This is a genomic window from Bradyrhizobium sp. P3_C3 (genome assembly GCF_056402655.1).
The window spans coordinates 87,621-104,532 of record NZ_JBFUGY010000008.1 but is presented as its reverse complement, the minus strand read 5'-3'; the positions used below and the strand labels follow the sequence as shown (position 1 = coordinate 104,532).

Annotated in this window: 15 protein-coding genes; 9 read left to right on the top strand and 6 right to left on the bottom strand. The window is 64.9% G+C overall.

Annotation, left to right across the window (positions count from 1 at the left end):
• The first annotated feature begins 4 nt into the window (after positions 1 to 4).
• The 7 genes from prfB to AC1DW2_RS11720 all read left to right on the top strand — a co-directional run bounded on the left by prfB (position 5) and on the right by AC1DW2_RS11720 (position 7,657).
• A protein-coding gene (gene prfB, locus AC1DW2_RS11750; protein WP_166341001.1) for a peptide chain release factor 2 occupies positions 5 to 1,136 on the top strand; the annotation gives its coding sequence in 2 pieces (ribosomal slippage) (positions 5 to 73 and positions 75 to 1,136; 1,131 coding nt in all).
• Complete coding sequence (locus AC1DW2_RS11745) at positions 1,136 to 2,017, top strand: NAD(P)-dependent oxidoreductase (protein WP_283018754.1); 882 nt, start codon at positions 1,136 to 1,138, stop codon at positions 2,015 to 2,017. The genes prfB and AC1DW2_RS11745 overlap by 1 nt, the downstream gene beginning before the upstream one ends.
• A gap of 14 nt (positions 2,018 to 2,031) precedes the next feature.
• Entirely contained in the window at positions 2,032 to 2,499 is a 468-nt protein-coding gene (locus AC1DW2_RS11740) for an EamA family transporter (protein WP_477006081.1), read from the top strand.
• Positions 2,500 to 2,507: 8 nt separating this feature from the next.
• Entirely contained in the window at positions 2,508 to 2,906 is a 399-nt protein-coding gene (locus AC1DW2_RS11735) for an EamA family transporter (RefSeq protein WP_477006080.1), read from the top strand.
• Positions 2,907 to 2,984: 78 nt separating this feature from the next.
• Positions 2,985 to 3,890: a DMT family transporter gene (locus AC1DW2_RS11730; RefSeq protein WP_354113156.1), complete on the top strand. Its 906-nt coding sequence runs from the start codon at positions 2,985 to 2,987 to the stop codon at positions 3,888 to 3,890.
• A gap of 109 nt (positions 3,891 to 3,999) precedes the next feature.
• A complete protein-coding gene (locus tag AC1DW2_RS11725) occupies positions 4,000 to 5,235 on the top strand; it encodes an ABC transporter substrate-binding protein (RefSeq protein ID WP_354123642.1) in 1,236 nt (411 codons plus the stop codon).
• A gap of 238 nt (positions 5,236 to 5,473) precedes the next feature.
• Entirely contained in the window at positions 5,474 to 7,657 is a 2,184-nt protein-coding gene (locus AC1DW2_RS11720) for a hypothetical protein (protein ID WP_477006079.1), read from the top strand.
• 5 nt (positions 7,658 to 7,662) lie between these two features.
• Here the strand turns inward: AC1DW2_RS11720 and AC1DW2_RS11715 are convergent, their stop codons facing one another.
• From AC1DW2_RS11715 to AC1DW2_RS11695, 5 genes are read right to left on the bottom strand one after another with little or no spacing between them, the layout of a single operon-like run.
• Complete coding sequence (locus AC1DW2_RS11715; RefSeq protein ID WP_477006078.1) at positions 7,663 to 9,021, bottom strand: O-antigen ligase family protein; 1,359 nt, start codon at positions 9,019 to 9,021, stop codon at positions 7,663 to 7,665.
• 12 nt (positions 9,022 to 9,033) lie between these two features.
• On the bottom strand, positions 9,034 to 10,413 hold the full coding sequence (locus AC1DW2_RS11710) for a glycosyltransferase family 4 protein (RefSeq protein ID WP_477006077.1): 1,380 nt from the start codon (positions 10,411 to 10,413) through the stop codon (positions 9,034 to 9,036).
• Positions 10,410 to 11,150, bottom strand: a complete 741-nt coding sequence (locus AC1DW2_RS11705; RefSeq protein ID WP_477006076.1) for an ABC transporter ATP-binding protein — start codon at positions 11,148 to 11,150, stop codon at positions 10,410 to 10,412. Before AC1DW2_RS11705 ends, AC1DW2_RS11710 begins: the two co-directional genes overlap by 4 nt.
• 3 nt (positions 11,151 to 11,153) lie before the next feature.
• The gene (locus AC1DW2_RS11700; RefSeq protein ID WP_477006075.1) at positions 11,154 to 13,082 is read right to left on the bottom strand and encodes a glycosyltransferase; all 1,929 of its coding nucleotides are present in this window, start codon (positions 13,080 to 13,082) and stop codon (positions 11,154 to 11,156) included.
• A gap of 7 nt (positions 13,083 to 13,089) precedes the next feature.
• Positions 13,090 to 13,251, bottom strand: a complete 162-nt coding sequence (locus tag AC1DW2_RS11695; RefSeq protein ID WP_014495568.1) for a hypothetical protein — start codon at positions 13,249 to 13,251, stop codon at positions 13,090 to 13,092.
• 126 nt (positions 13,252 to 13,377) lie between these two features.
• Here AC1DW2_RS11695 and AC1DW2_RS11690 point away from each other — a divergent pair, with 126 nt between their 5' ends.
• Positions 13,378 to 14,253, top strand: a complete 876-nt coding sequence (locus AC1DW2_RS11690) for a DUF6502 family protein (protein WP_477006074.1) — start codon at positions 13,378 to 13,380, stop codon at positions 14,251 to 14,253.
• On the top strand, positions 14,250 to 15,482 hold the full coding sequence (locus AC1DW2_RS11685; RefSeq protein WP_477006073.1) for a DUF5666 domain-containing protein: 1,233 nt from the start codon (positions 14,250 to 14,252) through the stop codon (positions 15,480 to 15,482). Before AC1DW2_RS11690 ends, AC1DW2_RS11685 begins: the two co-directional genes overlap by 4 nt.
• Before the next feature lie 36 nt (positions 15,483 to 15,518).
• Here AC1DW2_RS11685 and AC1DW2_RS11680 read toward each other — a convergent pair whose 3' ends face one another.
• Complete coding sequence (locus AC1DW2_RS11680; protein ID WP_477006072.1) at positions 15,519 to 16,886, bottom strand: M23 family metallopeptidase; 1,368 nt, start codon at positions 16,884 to 16,886, stop codon at positions 15,519 to 15,521.
• Between the last annotated feature and the right edge of the window lie 26 nt (positions 16,887 to 16,912).

Sequence of the window (16,912 nt, the reverse complement as noted above, 5' to 3'; positions counted from 1 at the left end):
CAATATGCGCGCCGAAATCGAACGGTTGGTAGAAGAGATCAAGCAGTCAGTCGGGCTGCTGAGGAGGCATCTTTGACGTCGAGAAATCGACGGCGCGCCTCGCTGAGCTGAACAAGCTCGCAGAAGATCCCAACCTCTGGAACGATCCCCAGAAAGCCCAGAAGCTGATGCAGGAGCGCACCTCGCTTGAGGATTCGCTCTCGGGCATCGGCAAGGTCGAGCAGGAGCTCGAAGACGACATCGGCATGATCGAGCTCGGCGAGGCCGAGGGCGATGCTGGCGTCGTCGCTGAGGCTGAAACCGCGCTGAAGAACCTCAAGAAGGAAGTCGCCCGGCGTGAGCTCGAGGCGCTGCTCTCGGGCGAGGCTGATCGTTTCGATTCCTATCTCGAAGTCCATGCCGGCGCCGGCGGCACCGAGAGCCAGGACTGGGCGCAGATGCTCTTGCGCATGTACACGCGCTGGGCCGAAACGCACGGCTTCAAGGTCGAATTCCTCGAAGAGTCCGAGGGCGAAGAGGCCGGCATCAAGTCCGCGACGATCCAGGTCTCGGGCCACAACGCCTATGGCTGGCTGAAGACGGAGGCCGGCGTGCACCGGTTGGTGCGCATCTCGCCGTTCGATTCCAACGCGCGGCGGCACACCTCGTTTTCGAGCGTGCAGGTGTTCCCGGTCATCGACGACAGCATCAAGATCGACATCAAGGAAGCCGACGTCCGCGTCGACACCATGCGCTCGGGCGGCGCCGGCGGCCAGCACGTCAACAAGACCGAATCCGCGGTGCGCCTGACGCATATTCCGACCGGCGTTGCCGTGGTCTGCCAGGCCGGCCGGTCCCAGCACAAGAACCGGGCGCAGGCGTGGGACATGCTGCGCGCGCGGCTTTACGAGATCGAGCTGAAGAAGCGCGAGGAAAAGGCCGCCGCCGACCAGGCCGCCAAGACCGATATCGGCTGGGGTCACCAGATCCGCTCCTACGTGCTGCAGCCCTACCAGATGGTGAAGGATTTGCGCACCGGCGTGCAGACGTCCGACACATCGGGCGTGCTGAACGGCGAGCTCGACGACTTCATGGCCGCAACCCTGGCGCAGCGCGCCTTCGGTACCACTGGCGCCGACATCGAGGACGTCGACTGATGTCCCGCGTCGCCTTCATCGGGTTGGGGCGGATGGGCCACGGCATGGCCGGGCGCTATCTCGATGCCGGCTTCACGGTGACGCTGTGGAATCGCAGCAAGGCAAAAGCGGACGACCTGATCGCGCGCGGCGCGCATTGGGCAACTTCGCCTGAGGATGCCGCGATCGATGCCGATGCGGTTGTGACCATGGTCGCCGATGACGAAGCCTCGCGCGCGGTCTGGCTCGGGCCTGAGGGCGCGGCCAAGACGGCAAAGGCCGGCACCATTGCGATCGAGTGCTCCACCGTCTCCTATGACCACGCCCGCGAGATGGGCCGCGAACTGAACGCGCGCGGGCTGATCTACATCGACTGCCCCGTGACGGGATTGCCGGATGCGGCCGCGGCCGGAAAGCTGACGCTGCTCGCCGGCGCCGACGCAGCTGATCTCGAACGTGCGCGGCCGTTCCTCGAACCGATCGGCTCGACCATCCGCCATTTCGGCGCGGTCGGCTCCGGCACCGTCTACAAGCTCATCAACAATCTCCTGGGTGCGATCCAGATCGCGGGCCTTGCCGAAGGCCTCGCCATCGCCGAACAGGCCGGGCTCGACATGAACCTGGTGCTGGAATCGATCCAGGCCGGCGTCGCCGCCAGCCCGCAGGTGCAGCGTCATTCCAAGCGCATGGTCGCCCGCGATTTCAGCGGCGCGACCTTTACGGCGGCGCTGCGGCACAAGGATGCCGCCTATGCGGTGAAGCTCGCCGAAAGCCTGCTCGCCGACAAGCCGCTGGTCTCGCGCGCTGCGGTCGAGTCCTACGCGCAGGCCAAGGCCGCAATGCCCGACGACGATGAAGGCAAGATGATCGAGCTGGTGTCGCGGCCGAAGAAGCCGACCTAGCTGGGCGCATCAACATGGGGCAGCCTCGTTCGGATCGCGGTCTCGGCATTGCCCTCGTCATCGCTGCCGCAGTTGCCTGGAGCACGGCGCCGTTCTTCACGCGCCTCTTGCCGTTCGATCCCTGGACCATCCTGTTCTGGCGCGGCCTGTTCGCGGGCAGCCTGATCAGCGTGTTTCTTGTCGTGATGCAGGGCCGCGCTGCGCTGTGGCAATTGGTCGTGCCGGGGAAGGGCGGCCTGCTCGTCGCGTCCTTGTCCGCGGTCGGCATGGTCTCGTTCATTCCCGCGCTTCAGATGACCAAGGTCATGAATGTGGCGGTGCTGATCGCCACCCAGCCCTTCGTTGCGGCTGCGCTGGCGTGGCTGTGGCTCGGCGAAGCCGCGACGTGGCGTACGCTGACCGCGAGCCTGATCGCCTTTGCCGGCGTGGTGATCACGGTCGGCGGCGTTGGGCCGGCGCCGATCTCGGCGGCGTCGCGCTGAGCTGCCTGATGGTGCTCGCCATCTCCGCCATGACGGTCGTGGTCCGGCGTCATCGCGAGACGTCGATGGTGGCCGCGGCAGCGCTGTCGAACTTCATGGGGAGCCTCGTCAGTCTTCCCTTTGCCCACGACATCGCCCATGTCGGCGGCAACAGCCTTGCGATTCTCGCGATGTTCGGCTGCCTCCAGGTCGCGCTCGGCCTGACCTTCTACATGCTCGGCTCGCGCTTGTTGCCTTCGGGGCAGGCTTCCCTGATCGCGACGCTGGAAACGCCGCTAATGCCGTTCTGGATCTGGGTCGCTTTTCGCGAACTGCCCGCCGTGCATGCGCTCATTGGCGGCGCGCTGGTGATCGGAGCGGTTGTCGCCGATATTGCCGGTGACGCTCGCTCGCGGCGCCCCTCCTGAGCAAATTTGTCGGAAATCGGGTGGCGGCCTGTCTCGCGCCGTTCTAGGCGGCAGGCTCGGCCGCCGAGGTGAAGCAACATGTCCCCGAACGATAACAGGATCGACGCGCGAGACTGGTCGCTGCTCGCGGTGCTCTCGGTTCTCTGGGGCGGATCGTTCTTCTTCAATGGCGCGGCGCTGCGGGAATTGCCGCCGCTGACGCTGGTGCTGCTGCGCGTCGCGCTTGGGGCGGCCATTCTGCTGCCGTTGCTGCGGATGCAGGGTATCGGTCTTCCCAAGGGCATGGCGGGCTGGAAGCCGTTCGTCGCGATTGGACTGCTCAACAACGTCATCCCGTTCTCGCTGATCGTGCTCGGCCAGACCTACATTCCGAGTGGGCTGGCCTCGATCCTGAATGCGACCACGCCGCTGTTCACGGTGATGGTGATGGCGGCGGCCGGCGAAGAGGCCCTGCAGATGCGTCGGGTGGCCGGCGTGGCGCTCGGGCTCGCCGGCGTCATCATCCTGCGCGGATGGGAAACGAGGCCGGGGCAGGGGCTCGGCATCCTGCTCTGCCTGGGCGGCGCATTCAGCTATGGCTTTGCGGCGCTGGCCGCGCGGCGGCTGCTGAAGGACACGCCTCCGCTGGGAACGGCGACGTTTCAGCTGATGGCATCGACTGTGATGATGGCGATCGTCGCCGGCGCCATGGAGCAGCCGTGGCATCTTTCGATGCCGGGCCTGACGACCTGGCTCGCGGTGCTTGGCCTTGCCGCCCTGTCGACGGCGCTCGCCTACATCGTCTTCTTTCAGATCATTCGGCGTTCGGGCGCGACCAACGTGATGCTGGTGACTCTGCTCATTCCCGTCACCGCCATCCTGCTGGGATGGCTGGTGCTGGGTGAGCCGATCTCCGCGCGCGAGATCGCGGGCGCCATCGTCATCGGTAGCGCATTGCTCGTGATCGACGGGCGCGCGCTGAGACTGCTGCGGCGCACCGCGTAAGTTCCGGGTCCGTCGTTTCACGGCGCGGAAAATCGCGGCGCTTGCCAGCGGCGAACGGCCTTGCGACACTCTCCGCAAAACAAGACTACAAAACATAGGGGAGAGAACGATGCCGGGTCGTCGCGAAAGCCTTGCTGCCCTCGCCATTCTTGCTGCCGGCGTGCTCGTCACGGCACCGGCTCTGGCGCAGAAGAAATACGATCCCGGCGCCACCGACACCGAAGTCAAGATCGGCAACATTATGCCCTATAGCGGGCCGGCGTCGTCCTATGGCGTGATCGGCAAAACCGAGGCCGCCTATTTCAGGATGATCAACGACCAGGGCGGAATCAACGGCCGCAAGATTAACTTCATCAGCTATGACGACGCCTATTCGCCGCCGAAGGCGATCGAGCAGGCGCGCAAGCTGGTCGAGAGCGACGAGGTGCTGCTGATCTTCCAGCCGCTCGGCACGCCCTCGAACTCGGCGATCATGAAATACATGAACGCCAAGAAGGTGCCGCAGCTGTTCGTCGCCTCCGGCGGTACCAAGTTCGGGGACCCCAAGAATTTCCCGTGGACCATGGGTTTCCAGCCGAACTACCAGAGCGAGGGGCGGATCTACGCAAAGTACATCCGCGATCATTTCCCCAACAGCAAGATCGCCGTGTTCTGGCAGAACGACGACGCCGGCAAGGACCAGTTCAAGGGCCTGAAGGACGGGCTCGGCGACAAGGCCGGCATGATCATCGCCGACAAGTCCTATGAGGTCAGCGATCCCTCGATCGACTCGCAGATCGTGGCGCTGCATGACTCGGGCGCCGACATCTTCTTCTCATGGGCCGCCCCGAAGGGATCGGCGCAGGCAATCCGGAAGGTCGGAGAGCTCGGCTGGAAACCAAAATTCTTCCTCGCCAATACCGCGACCTCGGTCGCCTCGGTGCTCAAGCCCGCCGGGCTCGACTATTCCAAGGATATCATCTCGACCGTCTATCTGAAGGATCCGACCGACCCGACCTGGGACAAGGACCCGGCGGTGGTGAAGTGGCGCGAATTCATGGACAAATATTATCCCGATGGCGACAAGGCCAACGCCAACAACATCTACGGCTATGTGCAGGCCGAGGCGATGGCGCAGGTGTTGAAGCAGTGCGGTGACAATCTCACCCGTGAGAACGTGATGAAGCAGGCCACTAGCCTGAAGAATTTCCACACTGATCTGATGCTGCCAGGCATCATGGTCAACACCTCCACCGACGACTATTTCCCGATCGAGCAGATGCAGTTGATGCGCTTCAACGGCCAGGCCTGGGAGCTGTTCGGCGACGTGATCACCGGCGAGGTCGGCCACGAGCGCAGTCCGTAGTTCGGTTGTATGTGACCGACAGCGGTCGCGGTGTCCAACTCCGCCAAAGAAATGTCCTCCCGGGTGTGTTCTACTTCACATTGCAGCCGGGTCGGCCCAGCGTAGTCTTCCCTATTGTTCGGGCACCTGGGTCGACGCGCGCTGCGTCTCCACGATGTCCCTGATCTGAATTGTGCCCTGCCTCGGCGAGGGCAGAGCCATTCATGCAAGCGTCGCCTGCTATGTGGGAGCGCGTAACATGGACATCATTGAAGCGATCGTTACGAAGAGCCAATGGATTATTGCGATCTTGGCACTCTTTGTCGTTGCCTGGGCTCGCTTCAACTCTCCGCCCACCAATCGGTCCGGTACGACCTTCGCGCTGTTCTTCTGGGGGGTGATATTCTACTACGCCCTGATGATACCGCTCTGGCTGGTCGTCATGATCGGACTCGTCCAGGGCAGCATCGGGTTCGACTTCATCGTCGGCCAGGTGAAGGCGGTAGATCCAAAGGCGCAGGCGCAACTGGCTCAATATGCTCCGATCGTGGCCGTGCTCATCATCGTCGTCGCTTCGCAATTCCGGCAGGTGGCACGGATCGACCGGGCCGCGCGCGCATTTTGTGTCAGATTGGCCGCCATTCCGCGTGAAGCCGACCGACTCGCATTTGAACTCGCRCAAACCACGGGTTTCGTCCCGCGCGACGACCTTCGAAGCAAGGTGACCAAAATCGTTTCGGAGAATATCGGTCCGCAAGCGTTGAGTTTCAGCAGGGACGGTACTCTTCCCGACCGCTTCACAAGAGCCATCGGCCTTTACAACCTGTTCGTCGGACCCCGGCAGAATGCCGCGGCACTCGACTTCACCGGAAATGGCTATGGCCGATCCGCCTACGCCATGATCATGCAATTGGGCGACGCGGTGGCGGCTCGTGCGGATGCCCGTTACGAAGAGATGATGCACGCCGGTCTTGCCTTTTTCACGTCGTCGCTTCCAACCCCGGAATTGAAGGACGCTTTGAACCGCAACATTGCTGAGGTCACCAACCTCACTTGCGGCCTCGTGTCTCGCTATGTCCTGTTTTGCGAACGGACCCATAGCGGCCGATTGCAGCGGCTAGCGAGGATGGGCTTCGCCTACAGTCCGGGGCCGACCTTTGGGCTGGATCAATGGGCGACGACGATCTTCCTCGTGACGGTCTGGAGCATTGGCATGATGGTGTTCATGCCGGGAACACTTCCGATCGACGTCGGCAAGGTGCTGACGATTGCGGTCACGTTCGGCGCTTCGATCGGCTTCGCAGTCCTGGGCGCAATCGTCGTGGCGCAACGCTTCATCGGACGCAAGGAAGGCAACACACCTGGATATCCGCCTATCGCCGAGTTGGTTGTCGCCGGTCTCGTCGTCGTGGGGCTGTCGATTGCGCTCCGGATCGGCATTCCACTAGTGTCCGCCCTGATGCAGGGAGGAGGATATCAGGACGTTCTTAGGCAGTTCATCGAGCGGCTATACGGCGTCATCACGCCTTTCATCTGTACGATTTCCCTCGGGCTCATTTGTTCCTACATGGGATGTTCGCGGATGAGCTGGTACCGCGTGGCGGCCCTCGGGGCTCTCGCGAACGGCGCCGCGCTGACCTGTGCGGGGTGGCTGGTCGCGCATATGATCGGCCAGCAAGTACTGGCTCTGTTCTATGTACATCCGCAGGATGCGATCCAACTGGTGGCGTTAAGCACTGGCTTAACCGGCTTCATCGTCGGCGGCATGGTCCTCGCGGTCTTCAATGAGTCCGAGCGCATACGCAACGTCACGGCTGAGCGGATAGCCACCAGTCCGCACAAGGAGTTTCCATTGCACGATGCGCCGTCGATTGCCGGCGGACTCGAACCTCCGCCAGTGACGTCTAGGTTCGACGTCGCCGATGATCTTGGCTACCGCGATCGCGCAGGAGTCGAGACCTTCGAGGGGGATTACGTCTGCTTCAGGCCCGCGTTCTCCAACCCCGAGATCATTAGTGCCTACATCATCGGCATTCATTGGGACGAAACCGAGTCCTGTCTTATGTTCGAGGAACGCGAACGTGTTGATGCTGGGCACACGCAGAGGGGCCGTGTCTACATCCCGGATGGACGCCCGTTCCTGAATTTCGTCACCCTCGAGAAGGGAGCGATACGTCTGATCATGGTGTCACGTCCCGATAAGAGAAACGAGCCCGCACGCGGTCTGATCACGACGCTGTCCAATCCCGGTGGCGCCCAGTTTACGCCGGCGAGCGCTCCGATCGTTCTCAGGCGTGTGGTCGATCACACGCTTCAACTCGGCTTCATTCGGCCGGGAGCGCTCAGCTACGAAAGCTATCGCCGCGAACTCGAAATGGTGGTGCCCGATTTTGGCGTCTTTGCGCTGGCTTCCCCCCAGGCGGCTTGCGTGGCGGCGGAGTAAAAGGCCTAGTCGGCGCTGAGCCGCACGCCGGCGCGCAGAAATTTCTGCGGATCGACCGCTTCACCCTCGATGCTGGCCTCATAGTGCAGATGCGGTCCGGCTCTTGCCTTCAGCACCATGCCGCCGGCGACGCCGACGCCGAGCACATACATCCACCCCGCGTGGAAGTCGAACAAATGCGAGTTCAGAAGTGAGCTCGCGATGTTCTGCACCACGGCGACGAGCCCGATCCAGGCCGCAAGGCCTTCGTCCAGGAACAGGCGAAGGTGGGCGATCCACATGGTGTAGAGCAGGACGACGCCGAGTACGCCCCATTGCATCGCGACATTGAGGGTCTGGTTGTGGGGATTGCTGACGATCTCCGCATCGAGGTTGCTTCCACCAGTGGCGGCGCGCTCGAACTGGCGCTTGATCGACCCGGTGCCGTGACCGGTCAGGGGCGCCTCGGCAATGGCGTGAAGCGCCTTGCGCCAATAGGTCAGGCGTTGGGCGGTAGAGGCTCGGCTGATGTCCTCATGGCCGTGGCGGTATTCCACGGCGATGTCTGCAATGCGGTGGCGCAGATAGGGCGAGGTCGTCCAGGCCAGTGTGCTCGCGGCTATCGTGCCCGCGAGCAGGACCAGCGCCGCGCGCCGGCTCAAATGCCTCCAGGCGAGCAGTCCGAGCAGCACGGCGATGCACAGCAACGCCGTGCGCGCGGAGGCGACGAACACCATGTTGGTGGCGAACAGCAGGATCAATGCCAGATAGATGGCTGTCGCGACCACGTTTCCGCGGCGCCAGAAAGTCAACGCCGGCAGCGCGAGCGCAAAGGCGCACAGCGTGAATTCCTGGCTCTGGTCGATGTAGTTCTTGACGGGAACACCGGCCGACGCGGTCGCGGTGAGTTTCCAGGCGGGATCGTGCAGCACGATCCAGGAATAGACTGCAAGCAGCGCGCAGGACGCGAGAAAGCCAAGGAAAACCCAGAAACCGCGTTTGGATCGGCTGAAGTGATAGAGCAGTGCTGGAATAAGCACGAGCTTTGCGACCGGCTTGATCGCATGCAGCCGATCGGCCCACGCGCCGTCCGACCAGAGCGTGCCGAGAAGCGCGAGCAGCAGCAAGGCAAAGGGCAAGGCGAACGCAGGTCGCGCGAGCTGGCGTCCATAATCGCGCCAGTCGATGGTCGGCGTCACCACCAGCAGCCAGAGCCCGACGAAGATCGAAGGCGCCGTGGTCGACCAGGGCAGCGACGCCGCGATCAGCACAGCGAGCCCATCGGCGGCCCCCATCAGAGCGGGCGATTGGCCCATGGCTTGCCATCGGGCGCGCAAGGCTTGTCGACCGGCCGGGCCGGACGATACCGCGGTTTCAGCAGTCATGTGCAACGACGCCTATTGCGCGGCGGCCAGGCTTTCCCGGGGCATCACATGCCCGAGGAAGTCGCGCGCCTGGGTCTCGTAGCCGAAGCGCTCGGCGAGCTCGTGTCTCCTCGCGCGGATGCGGCCGCGGCATTCCTCCTGCCGCGTCAGCACGCGGGTGATTGAAGCTGCGATCGCATCGGTCGAGAACGGATCGAAATAGTCGGCGAGCTCGCCCGCGACCTCACGGAACACCGCGATATCGGAGCACAGCACCGGCGTGTTCGCGGCCAGCGCCTCGATGATCGGTATGCCGAAGCCTTCGGCCAGGCTCGGCATGATCAGCCCGTGCGCCTCCGAGATCATGGCGGCCTTTTCATGCTCGTCGACATAGCCGGCGAAGCGGACATTTGGCGGCAGGTTGCGCATCCGGCTGATCTGGCCCGCATGACCGATCACCACGAGATCGGCCTGAGGGACGTTGCGGAAGGCACGAATGACGGTGGCGACGTTCTTGCGCGGCTCGTTCGACACGATGATGACGAAGTTCGGCCGCCCCGGACGCCCCGACAGGGCTGGGAGGTGGAGGACATCCGGGGCGTCGAACCGGGTGCGGGGATACACGACCCGCGCCGGCAGGTGCGCAAATTGCGGCAACAGTTCCCTGAACCGCATCATGCTATAGTTTGAAACGAAAGCGAGCTCGTCAGCCTGGCGCAGGCTGGTGCCGATCCGCGCCAGGAACTGCCGCGTGGCGATGTCGCTGAGCTTGAGGTCGGTGAGCGGCAGCAAATCGTGGACGACGCAGATCACCTTGGCGTTCGGCTTGCGCCTGATCGCGACCCGCGTCGGGGTGTCCACAACGATGAGATCATAGTCGCGCGCGTCGATCCGCGGCGGCGGCAGCAGGAAGAAGGCCGAAGAGTCCTGATAATTGAAGAATCCGGGCTCGAGCTGGAATTCGCCGAACAGTTCGAGATGGCGCATATCCGGCGGAATGTATTCGAGCGCGGCGGGCCGGTTCTCGATCAGCCGGGCGTGCAGGCCAAGCAGGCCGATCGCGCGCAGGAGGCAGAGGATATTGTCCCGCGACAGCAGCATGGCGGCCTTGTGGCGGAGCCAGTCGAACCTGCGACGCGCGCCGCTGAGCATCACCGGCCCGCTCACGTTGACCTCGTCGAGGAAGCGATAAAGAGCGAGCAGCTCGATGTTGCGCGACTGCGCCGGAAACAGCTTCGTGCGTCGCTCGCGCCGACATAGCTTGCGGTAACGCTTCGAGGTTTCCACCAGCAAGGTGAGTTCGTGGCCTTCCGACGCAAGCGACCGTACCAATTCCCGGGTGAAGTGGAAGATGCCGCGCTTGTGATTGGGTTGTCCGAGCGACTCGGACACGACCAGGATGTTCTGTTTCATGCGCGTTTCTCTCGGAGCTCAAAGGCGTGCGTGGCTGATGGCTCGACCGCGATGGTCGAGGCGATGCGGCCGTGATCGAGGTTGAGGATGCTGGAGCAGGTGCGGCGCAGCAGCGGGAGGTCGTGCGAGGCGATGATCACAATCGCTGCCTGCGAGACCAGGTTTTGCAGCCGCCTCTCGGCCTTCTCCGTAAAATGCTCATCGACGACGCTGAGCCATTCGTCGAGCAGCAGGATGTCGGCCGGGAAAGCGGTGGCGGTCGCGAACAACACCCGCATCAGCATGCCCGAGGAGAACATCCGCAAGGGCAGGCGCTGCATGCGCGCTTCGAGCTCGGTGAAGGCCCAGATCTCGTCGATCACGCTGCGTGTGGGCTTGCGACCGCTGATCCGTAGCAGCAGCGCGATGTTGTCCTCCGCCACGAAATCCAGATTGACCCCGGCGTTCAGGCCGAGCAGGGGCACGACGTTGCCCCGGACCGTGACACGGCCACTGCTCGGCGGATAGACACCGGCGATCAGGCGCAACAGCGTCGACTTGCCGGACCCGTTAGGCCCGGCAAGCCCGATACGGGCGCCGGCTTCGGCCTCGATCGAGACGTTGTCGACGGCGCGGATGATCCGCATCTCGCCCGGTTCGCGGATGAGGTGGCCGAGCAACCGCCGCTTCAGCGAGAAGTCGTAGGCGCCGTAGAGCGGATAGTCGAGACAGACGTTGTGCAGGCTGATCGAGACCATGCTTCAAATCCAGAATGCGGCTTTGCGCAGGTGAACCAGAGTCAGCACGCTCGCAAAGATCAGCAGCGCCAGCGTGATGAGGACGTAGACGATGCTGGCGGGATCGATATGGCCGCCTGCAAGTGGCTCGCGCCACACTGCGAACAGATGCGTCAGCGGATTAAGCCGCATCACCGTCGAGCGGTGATTGATCATCTCGGCCGACCAGATCACGGGCGAGGCGAGGAAGGCGAGCATCAGCGTGGATTCGATGATCGGCTTGAGGTCGCGATAGCGCGTTGCCGTCGCGCCGAGGACGAGGCTCAAGGCGAAGGTACAGGCTATGAACAGCAGCAGGCCAGGCAGCGCCGCCAGCGCGTGAGAGAGGTCGTGGGGCGAGAGGATCAGCCACAGCACCAGCGGCACGCAGGCGTTATGCAGCGCGAACAGCGCCTGGCGGAAGGTGCATTGCAGCAGGAAGATCACCGGCGGCAGCGCCCGGTCGCGGATCAGGCTCGCGGAATTCTGAAGCGCCGTGGTCGCATCGAGCACGACGCTGTTGAGGAAGGTCCAGGCCGTCATCGACAGCGCCAGCATCGGCAGGCGCGCCAGCATGTCGGCGTTCGACATCTGGCCGATCACCGAGCCCAATACGGCGACCACGATCGCCATCTGAAGCGACATCCAGAACGGGCCGAGCAGCGAACGCACGTAGCGGTGGCGCATGTCGGACCACGCCAGTGCCGCCCCGATCCGGACGGTGTCCAGCCAGCCGGTCGCCAGCGGCAGCTCGGCGGCGGTTGCGGGTTCCTTGCACGACGCGGTGACGGCGTCGCGGTAGACGGCCTGCATGCCTTCCCTGAAGGCTGGGGCGGAATAGCGGGTGAGGGCGCGCGTCCGGGCTGACAGTCCCATGCGGCGGCGGCGCTCGGGATCGCTGATCAGCGTGTCGATGGCATCGCCGAGCTTTTCGGCATCGCCCGGCGGCACCGTGATCGCCTCCATGCCATGGCGGGCGACGCGCGGCACCGCGGTGTCGAGCGCCGTGTTCACGACAGGGCGGCCGGCGGCCATGGCCTCGAGCTGGACCAGGCCAAAGGTCTCGGCATTGGTGATCGACGGCATGACGAAGACGTCGGACAGGCACATCAGCTTGATGCGCTCGCTGTCGTTCACCGAACCGAGCAGGCGGACGTGGTCACCGAGGCCGAGCTCGCGGATCAGCTGCTCGAGCCGCGGCCGCTCGGTGCCTTCGCCGATGATCCAGACCTCGAACTTGCGGTTGACGGCGGCGCGGATCAGGACGTCAAAGCCCTTGTAGGGCACGAGCCGGCCGCAGGCGAGCACGAGCCGGCCGCGATCGTTCACGTGGTGCGGCTCGATCTTCGGCCAGTCGTAACCCGAGGTGTCGATGCCGAACGGCACGACGTGGCATTTGTCGACGAATTCCCGCAGCAACGGCGTGTTCTCGATCAGCGCGTGGTCCGAGACGATGATCGCTTTCGCCCGGCGCAGTGTCCGCCGCATCAACGGCTCGATGAACCAGCGCAGGCCGGCATGGGTGACGATGTCGGCATGCCAGTGCACCACCAGCGGCCGATTGGCGCCGAAGCCGAAGGCGAAAACGAGGTCGGCGAGCGGGAAGGGGGCATGGAGCGCGAGCAAATCGTGCTCGGCGATCTTGCGCCAGAGCCGCCAGGGATAGGTAGGAGCGGCGGGAAGCGACAGGACATTGCCGAAGGAGCGGACGCGCTCGACCGGCACGTCGTTGACGACGATCTCGCGCCGTTCGGCCGATTGCGAGCAGACCAGCACGGCGGAGGCGAAGCTGTCCTTCAGGCTGGCGCAGATGTCGCGGATCACGGTCAGCGTGCCGCCGAATAGGTCGGGATAATAGATCTTGAAGATGTGCAGCACCGACGGACGGTGCGGAGTTTCGCTGGTGTGATGCATGATGTTGTCAGCCTGCGAGAAGGGCCGCGACGAACGGTGCGGCCAGCACCGAGATGAAGATCACGCCGCGCAACAGCGCCGGCAGCATCGGCTCGATTGCGCCGTGCCCCCAGTCAGGAGCCGGCACAGCACGCAGTGAGTTGGAATTGCGGACCAAGCGGTCAGCCATGGGTGTGAGTCCCTTTACGTCGCGCCCTCAATGGCGTTTCGTGTATGTGGGAAAATTTACCACGTCAATCAGAAAGTGAGAAAAAGTGGGATTGTGTCCCACGTGGGGCGCGGGTACAATTCAGACATGAATGCCAAGTCCGGGTCCAAAGCAGCGGCTCCGCAGCCGACCGCCGCGAAGCTGCACGCGCCGCTGGCGCGGCTGCTGCGCCCGCTCGTGCGGCTCTGCATTCGCAGCGGCATGACTTTTCCGGCATTGGCGCAATTGCTTCGCGAGCTGTTCGTCAACGTCGCCGAGCACGATTTTGCGCTGGAGGGGAAGGAGCAGACCGACAGCCGTGTCAGCCTGCTCACCGGGATCCATCGCAAGGAGGTGGCGCGGCTGCGCGGTGCCGGCGCGCCGGTGCACGAGGCGCCGGCCGCGGTGTCGCTGACGAGCGCCGTGATCGCGCGCTGGCTTGCTGCGCCCGAATTCACCGATGCGAAGGGCGAGCCGCTGGCGTTGCCGCGCACGGCCGAGGGCGATGCACCGTCGTTCGAGCAACTGGTCGCCTCCGTCACCAAGGACGTGCGGCCGCGCGCGGTGCTCGACGAATGGGTCGACCGCAAGCTCGTCACCATCAACGATTCCGACGAGATCGAGCTGGTTGAGGCGGCCTTCGTCCCGAGCGGCGAGGACGACAGCAAATGGCACTATCTCGGCCGCAATCTGCACGACCATATCGCGGCCGCCGCACAGAACGTCTCAGGCGCGGCGCCGCGCTTCCTCGAGCGCGCGGTGCACTACAACAACATTTCGCCCAAGCTGGCGCGGCGCCTCGAGGCACGCTCGCGCGAGCTCGCGATGGACGCGCTGAAGACCGCCAATCGCGAGGCCAACCGCGCGCTCGGCAAGGACAAGGGCGGTGACGCCCGCTGGAATTTCGGCATCTACATCTACAGCGAAGATGCAGATGGCGAAGGAGAGGCCAAAGAAGGCGGCAAGGAGGGTGGTTCTTCATGAGCCGGCCGCCGCTGATCTCCCGCCGTCTGCTGCTGACAGGATTTTGGCTCGCCGGTACGGCGATGGCCCACGCGCAGGTCAAGCGCGGCACCGATCAGGGCATCGGCGGCACCGGAATCAGGCGCGGTGACGACCACGGCATCGGCGGCACCGGCATCGTCGGCGTGATCCAGCGGTTTGGCAGCATCTACGTCAACGGCGAGCGCGTCACTTATGCGAGCGACGTGCCGGTCCGGATCGACGGCGAGGCCGCGAGCCCCAAGGCTCTGCGCATCGGCCAGCTTGCGCGTGTGGTCGCGACCCATCAGGCCGACGGCACGCTCGTGACGCGCAACATCACGATCGCGAGCGAGGTCGCAGGTCCGATCGAAGCCGTGAAGGGCAACGAGCTGACGGTGCTCGGCCAGAAGATCGTCACAAGCGACAAGGAGAGCAAGCTTCGTGCGGGCACGCAGGTGGCCGTCTACGGCCTGCGCCGGACCGACGGCGTGATCGTCGCAAGCCTGATCGAGCCGCGGCGCGAGGCGACCGAGCGTGTCACCGGTCTCGTCGAGCGCGGGCCTGACGGCTTGCATATTGGCGGGCTGAGGCTGAGCGGGGTCGATCCACTGCTGGTTGGCCAGCGCGCCCAGATCGAGGGCCGTTCGAGCCAGGGCACGATGCAGGCCGCGCGCACGCGCATCGACGACTTCTCGGATCTCGTCGGCGCAAGCCGCCTCTCGATCGAGGCCTATGTGCAGCGTGTGGGATCGAACCTCCAGTTCGGCTCTGGCTTCGTGGCTCGTGACGGTTCACGCTTCGGCCCGGCCGCCGGCGAGGCCCGCATGGTGGTCAACGGCGTGTTCGATCGCTCGCGCGGCTTCCAGGTGGAGTCGGCTCAGGCCATAGGCCAGGGGCCGGGAGCCCCTCCATCCGGTGGCGGCAATCCCAATCGGTCGCCCGGCGGCTCGATCCTGCATCCGAACCGCAGCGCCACCACTCCGAGCGGCGGCCAGCCCGGCGCGCCCGGTGGTGGACCTGCGCCGGGATCTGGCCCTGGACCTGGCCCTGGACCTGGCCCTGGACCTGGCCCAAGTGCGAATCCCGGCTCCGCGCCGACGGGCCCGAGCGGCCCGTCAGGCCCCGGCGGATTTGGTTCGCCCGGCGGCGGGCCCATGGGACCCGGCGGTGGAATGGGCGGTGGCGGCTTCGGAGGTCCCGGAGGCGGGATGGGCGGCGGCCGGCGGTAGGAGGCGGCCACGCTGGAAGCGCGTGGCGCAGGCTTGTTAGCCCGCGCTGAGCCGCACCCCGGCGCGCAAGAACTTCTGCGGATCGACCGCTTCGCCGTCGATGCGGGTTTCGTAATGGAGGTGCGGGCCGGTGGAACGGCCGGTCGAGCCCACGAGGCCGATGACCTGGCCGAGCTTCACGATCTCGCCGACCTTGACGTTGATCTCGGAGAGATGGCCGTAGCGGGTCGCAAGTCCGTTGCCGTGATCGACCTCGACCATGCGGCCGTACCCGCCGGACCAGCCGGCCGAGACCACCTTGCCGTTGGCGGTGACGCGGGCGGGATCACCGGTGGCGGCACGGAAGTCGAGCCCGGTATGCATCGCGGGCCGGCCCAGGAATGGATCGCTGCGCACGCCAAAACCGGAGGTGAATTCGACCTCGCCGATGACGGGCTTGCGGTAGGGCACCAGCGCCAGCGTGCGATTGAGCCGATCCATCTCGGCGCGGGTGACATTGATGCGGTTGAGCTGCTTCTCGAACGGCCCGGCATTGGCCGTCAGCTTGACGGGCACGAAAGGACCGCCCATCGCGGAGCGCGGCACGGCTGCTTCGAGGCTGGCGAGATTGAGGCCGAGGTCGCTGACGACGCCGCGCATCCGGCGCATGCGTGAATCCATGCCTTCCTCGACGGCGCTGAGCGCCGCTATCTGGCGACGCTCGACCTGGTCAAGCGAGGTCGTGAGCCGGACCAGGACGTTGTCGAAACCCTGGTTCTTGGCGAATTGGCTGGTCGGCGGTGCCGCGACGGTCGGCGCGCGCGACTCAAGCCGCGCTTCGCGATCGGGCGGTGCCACGAAGATCACGGTGTCGCTGATCGGCGACGGCTTCGGCGTACCCTGCGTCGCGCCCTGGCTCGAATCGCCGCGCTGCGGGGCCGCGCGGGGGATTGATCCGGTCACGTCAGGCATGGCCCCGAGCGCCGTGGCCCGGGACTCCAGCGCCGTCTGGCGCTTCATGATCTGGTCGAGCTTCTGGTCGAACTGTTCCTGGTCGAGCAGCTGCCGGCTGGTGGTGCGGTCGACCTTGGCACGGAGCTCGGCGATGCGGTCCTCGTAGGCGTACTGCATCTCGGCCTGGCGCGCGATCAGCCGGGTCAGGACGTCGTCGCGGAAGGCGAAATAGGTCGCGGTCGCGGCCGACCAGAGTCCGAGCAGCACGACGGTGCCGACCACGATCCAGAACACCACAGGTCCGAGGCGGACCTGCTTGCCGTGGTGCACGATGGTGTAGGCGTCGTCGGTCGAGGGAAGGGGGATCGCGGCTGCAGCCACGGCGGCGGCAGGACGGCGATGGAGGGGCCGTCCGTGGTCGTGCGCGTGATGTTGGGGGTACTGCGAATATTGGGCAGAACTTTTCGACATCGGCACTCCCGCGCCGGTCGGATGAG

Bases quoted from the DNA above. Each gene is read 5' to 3' on its own strand.
- AC1DW2_RS11745 (WP_283018754.1), top strand. From the start codon at position 1,136: ATGTCCCGCGTCGCCTTCATCGGGTTGGGGCGGATGGGCCACGGCATG.
- AC1DW2_RS11740 (WP_477006081.1), top strand. From the start codon at position 2,032: ATGGGGCAGCCTCGTTCGGATCGCGGTCTCGGCATTGCCCTCGTCATC.
- AC1DW2_RS11735 (WP_477006080.1), top strand. From the start codon at position 2,508: ATGGTGCTCGCCATCTCCGCCATGACGGTCGTGGTCCGGCGTCATCGC.
- AC1DW2_RS11730 (WP_354113156.1), top strand. From the start codon at position 2,985: ATGTCCCCGAACGATAACAGGATCGACGCGCGAGACTGGTCGCTGCTC.
- AC1DW2_RS11725 (WP_354123642.1), top strand. From the start codon at position 4,000: ATGCCGGGTCGTCGCGAAAGCCTTGCTGCCCTCGCCATTCTTGCTGCC.
- AC1DW2_RS11715 (WP_477006078.1), bottom strand. From the start codon at position 9,021: ATGACTGCTGAAACCGCGGTATCGTCCGGCCCGGCCGGTCGACAAGCC.
- AC1DW2_RS11710 (WP_477006077.1), bottom strand. From the start codon at position 10,413: ATGAAACAGAACATCCTGGTCGTGTCCGAGTCGCTCGGACAACCCAAT.
- AC1DW2_RS11705 (WP_477006076.1), bottom strand. From the start codon at position 11,150: ATGGTCTCGATCAGCCTGCACAACGTCTGTCTCGACTATCCGCTCTAC.
- AC1DW2_RS11700 (WP_477006075.1), bottom strand. From the start codon at position 13,082: ATGCATCACACCAGCGAAACTCCGCACCGTCCGTCGGTGCTGCACATC.
- AC1DW2_RS11695 (WP_014495568.1), bottom strand. From the start codon at position 13,251: ATGGCTGACCGCTTGGTCCGCAATTCCAACTCACTGCGTGCTGTGCCG.
- AC1DW2_RS11690 (WP_477006074.1), top strand. From the start codon at position 13,378: ATGAATGCCAAGTCCGGGTCCAAAGCAGCGGCTCCGCAGCCGACCGCC.
- AC1DW2_RS11685 (WP_477006073.1), top strand. From the start codon at position 14,250: ATGAGCCGGCCGCCGCTGATCTCCCGCCGTCTGCTGCTGACAGGATTT.
- AC1DW2_RS11680 (WP_477006072.1), bottom strand. From the start codon at position 16,886: ATGTCGAAAAGTTCTGCCCAATATTCGCAGTACCCCCAACATCACGCG.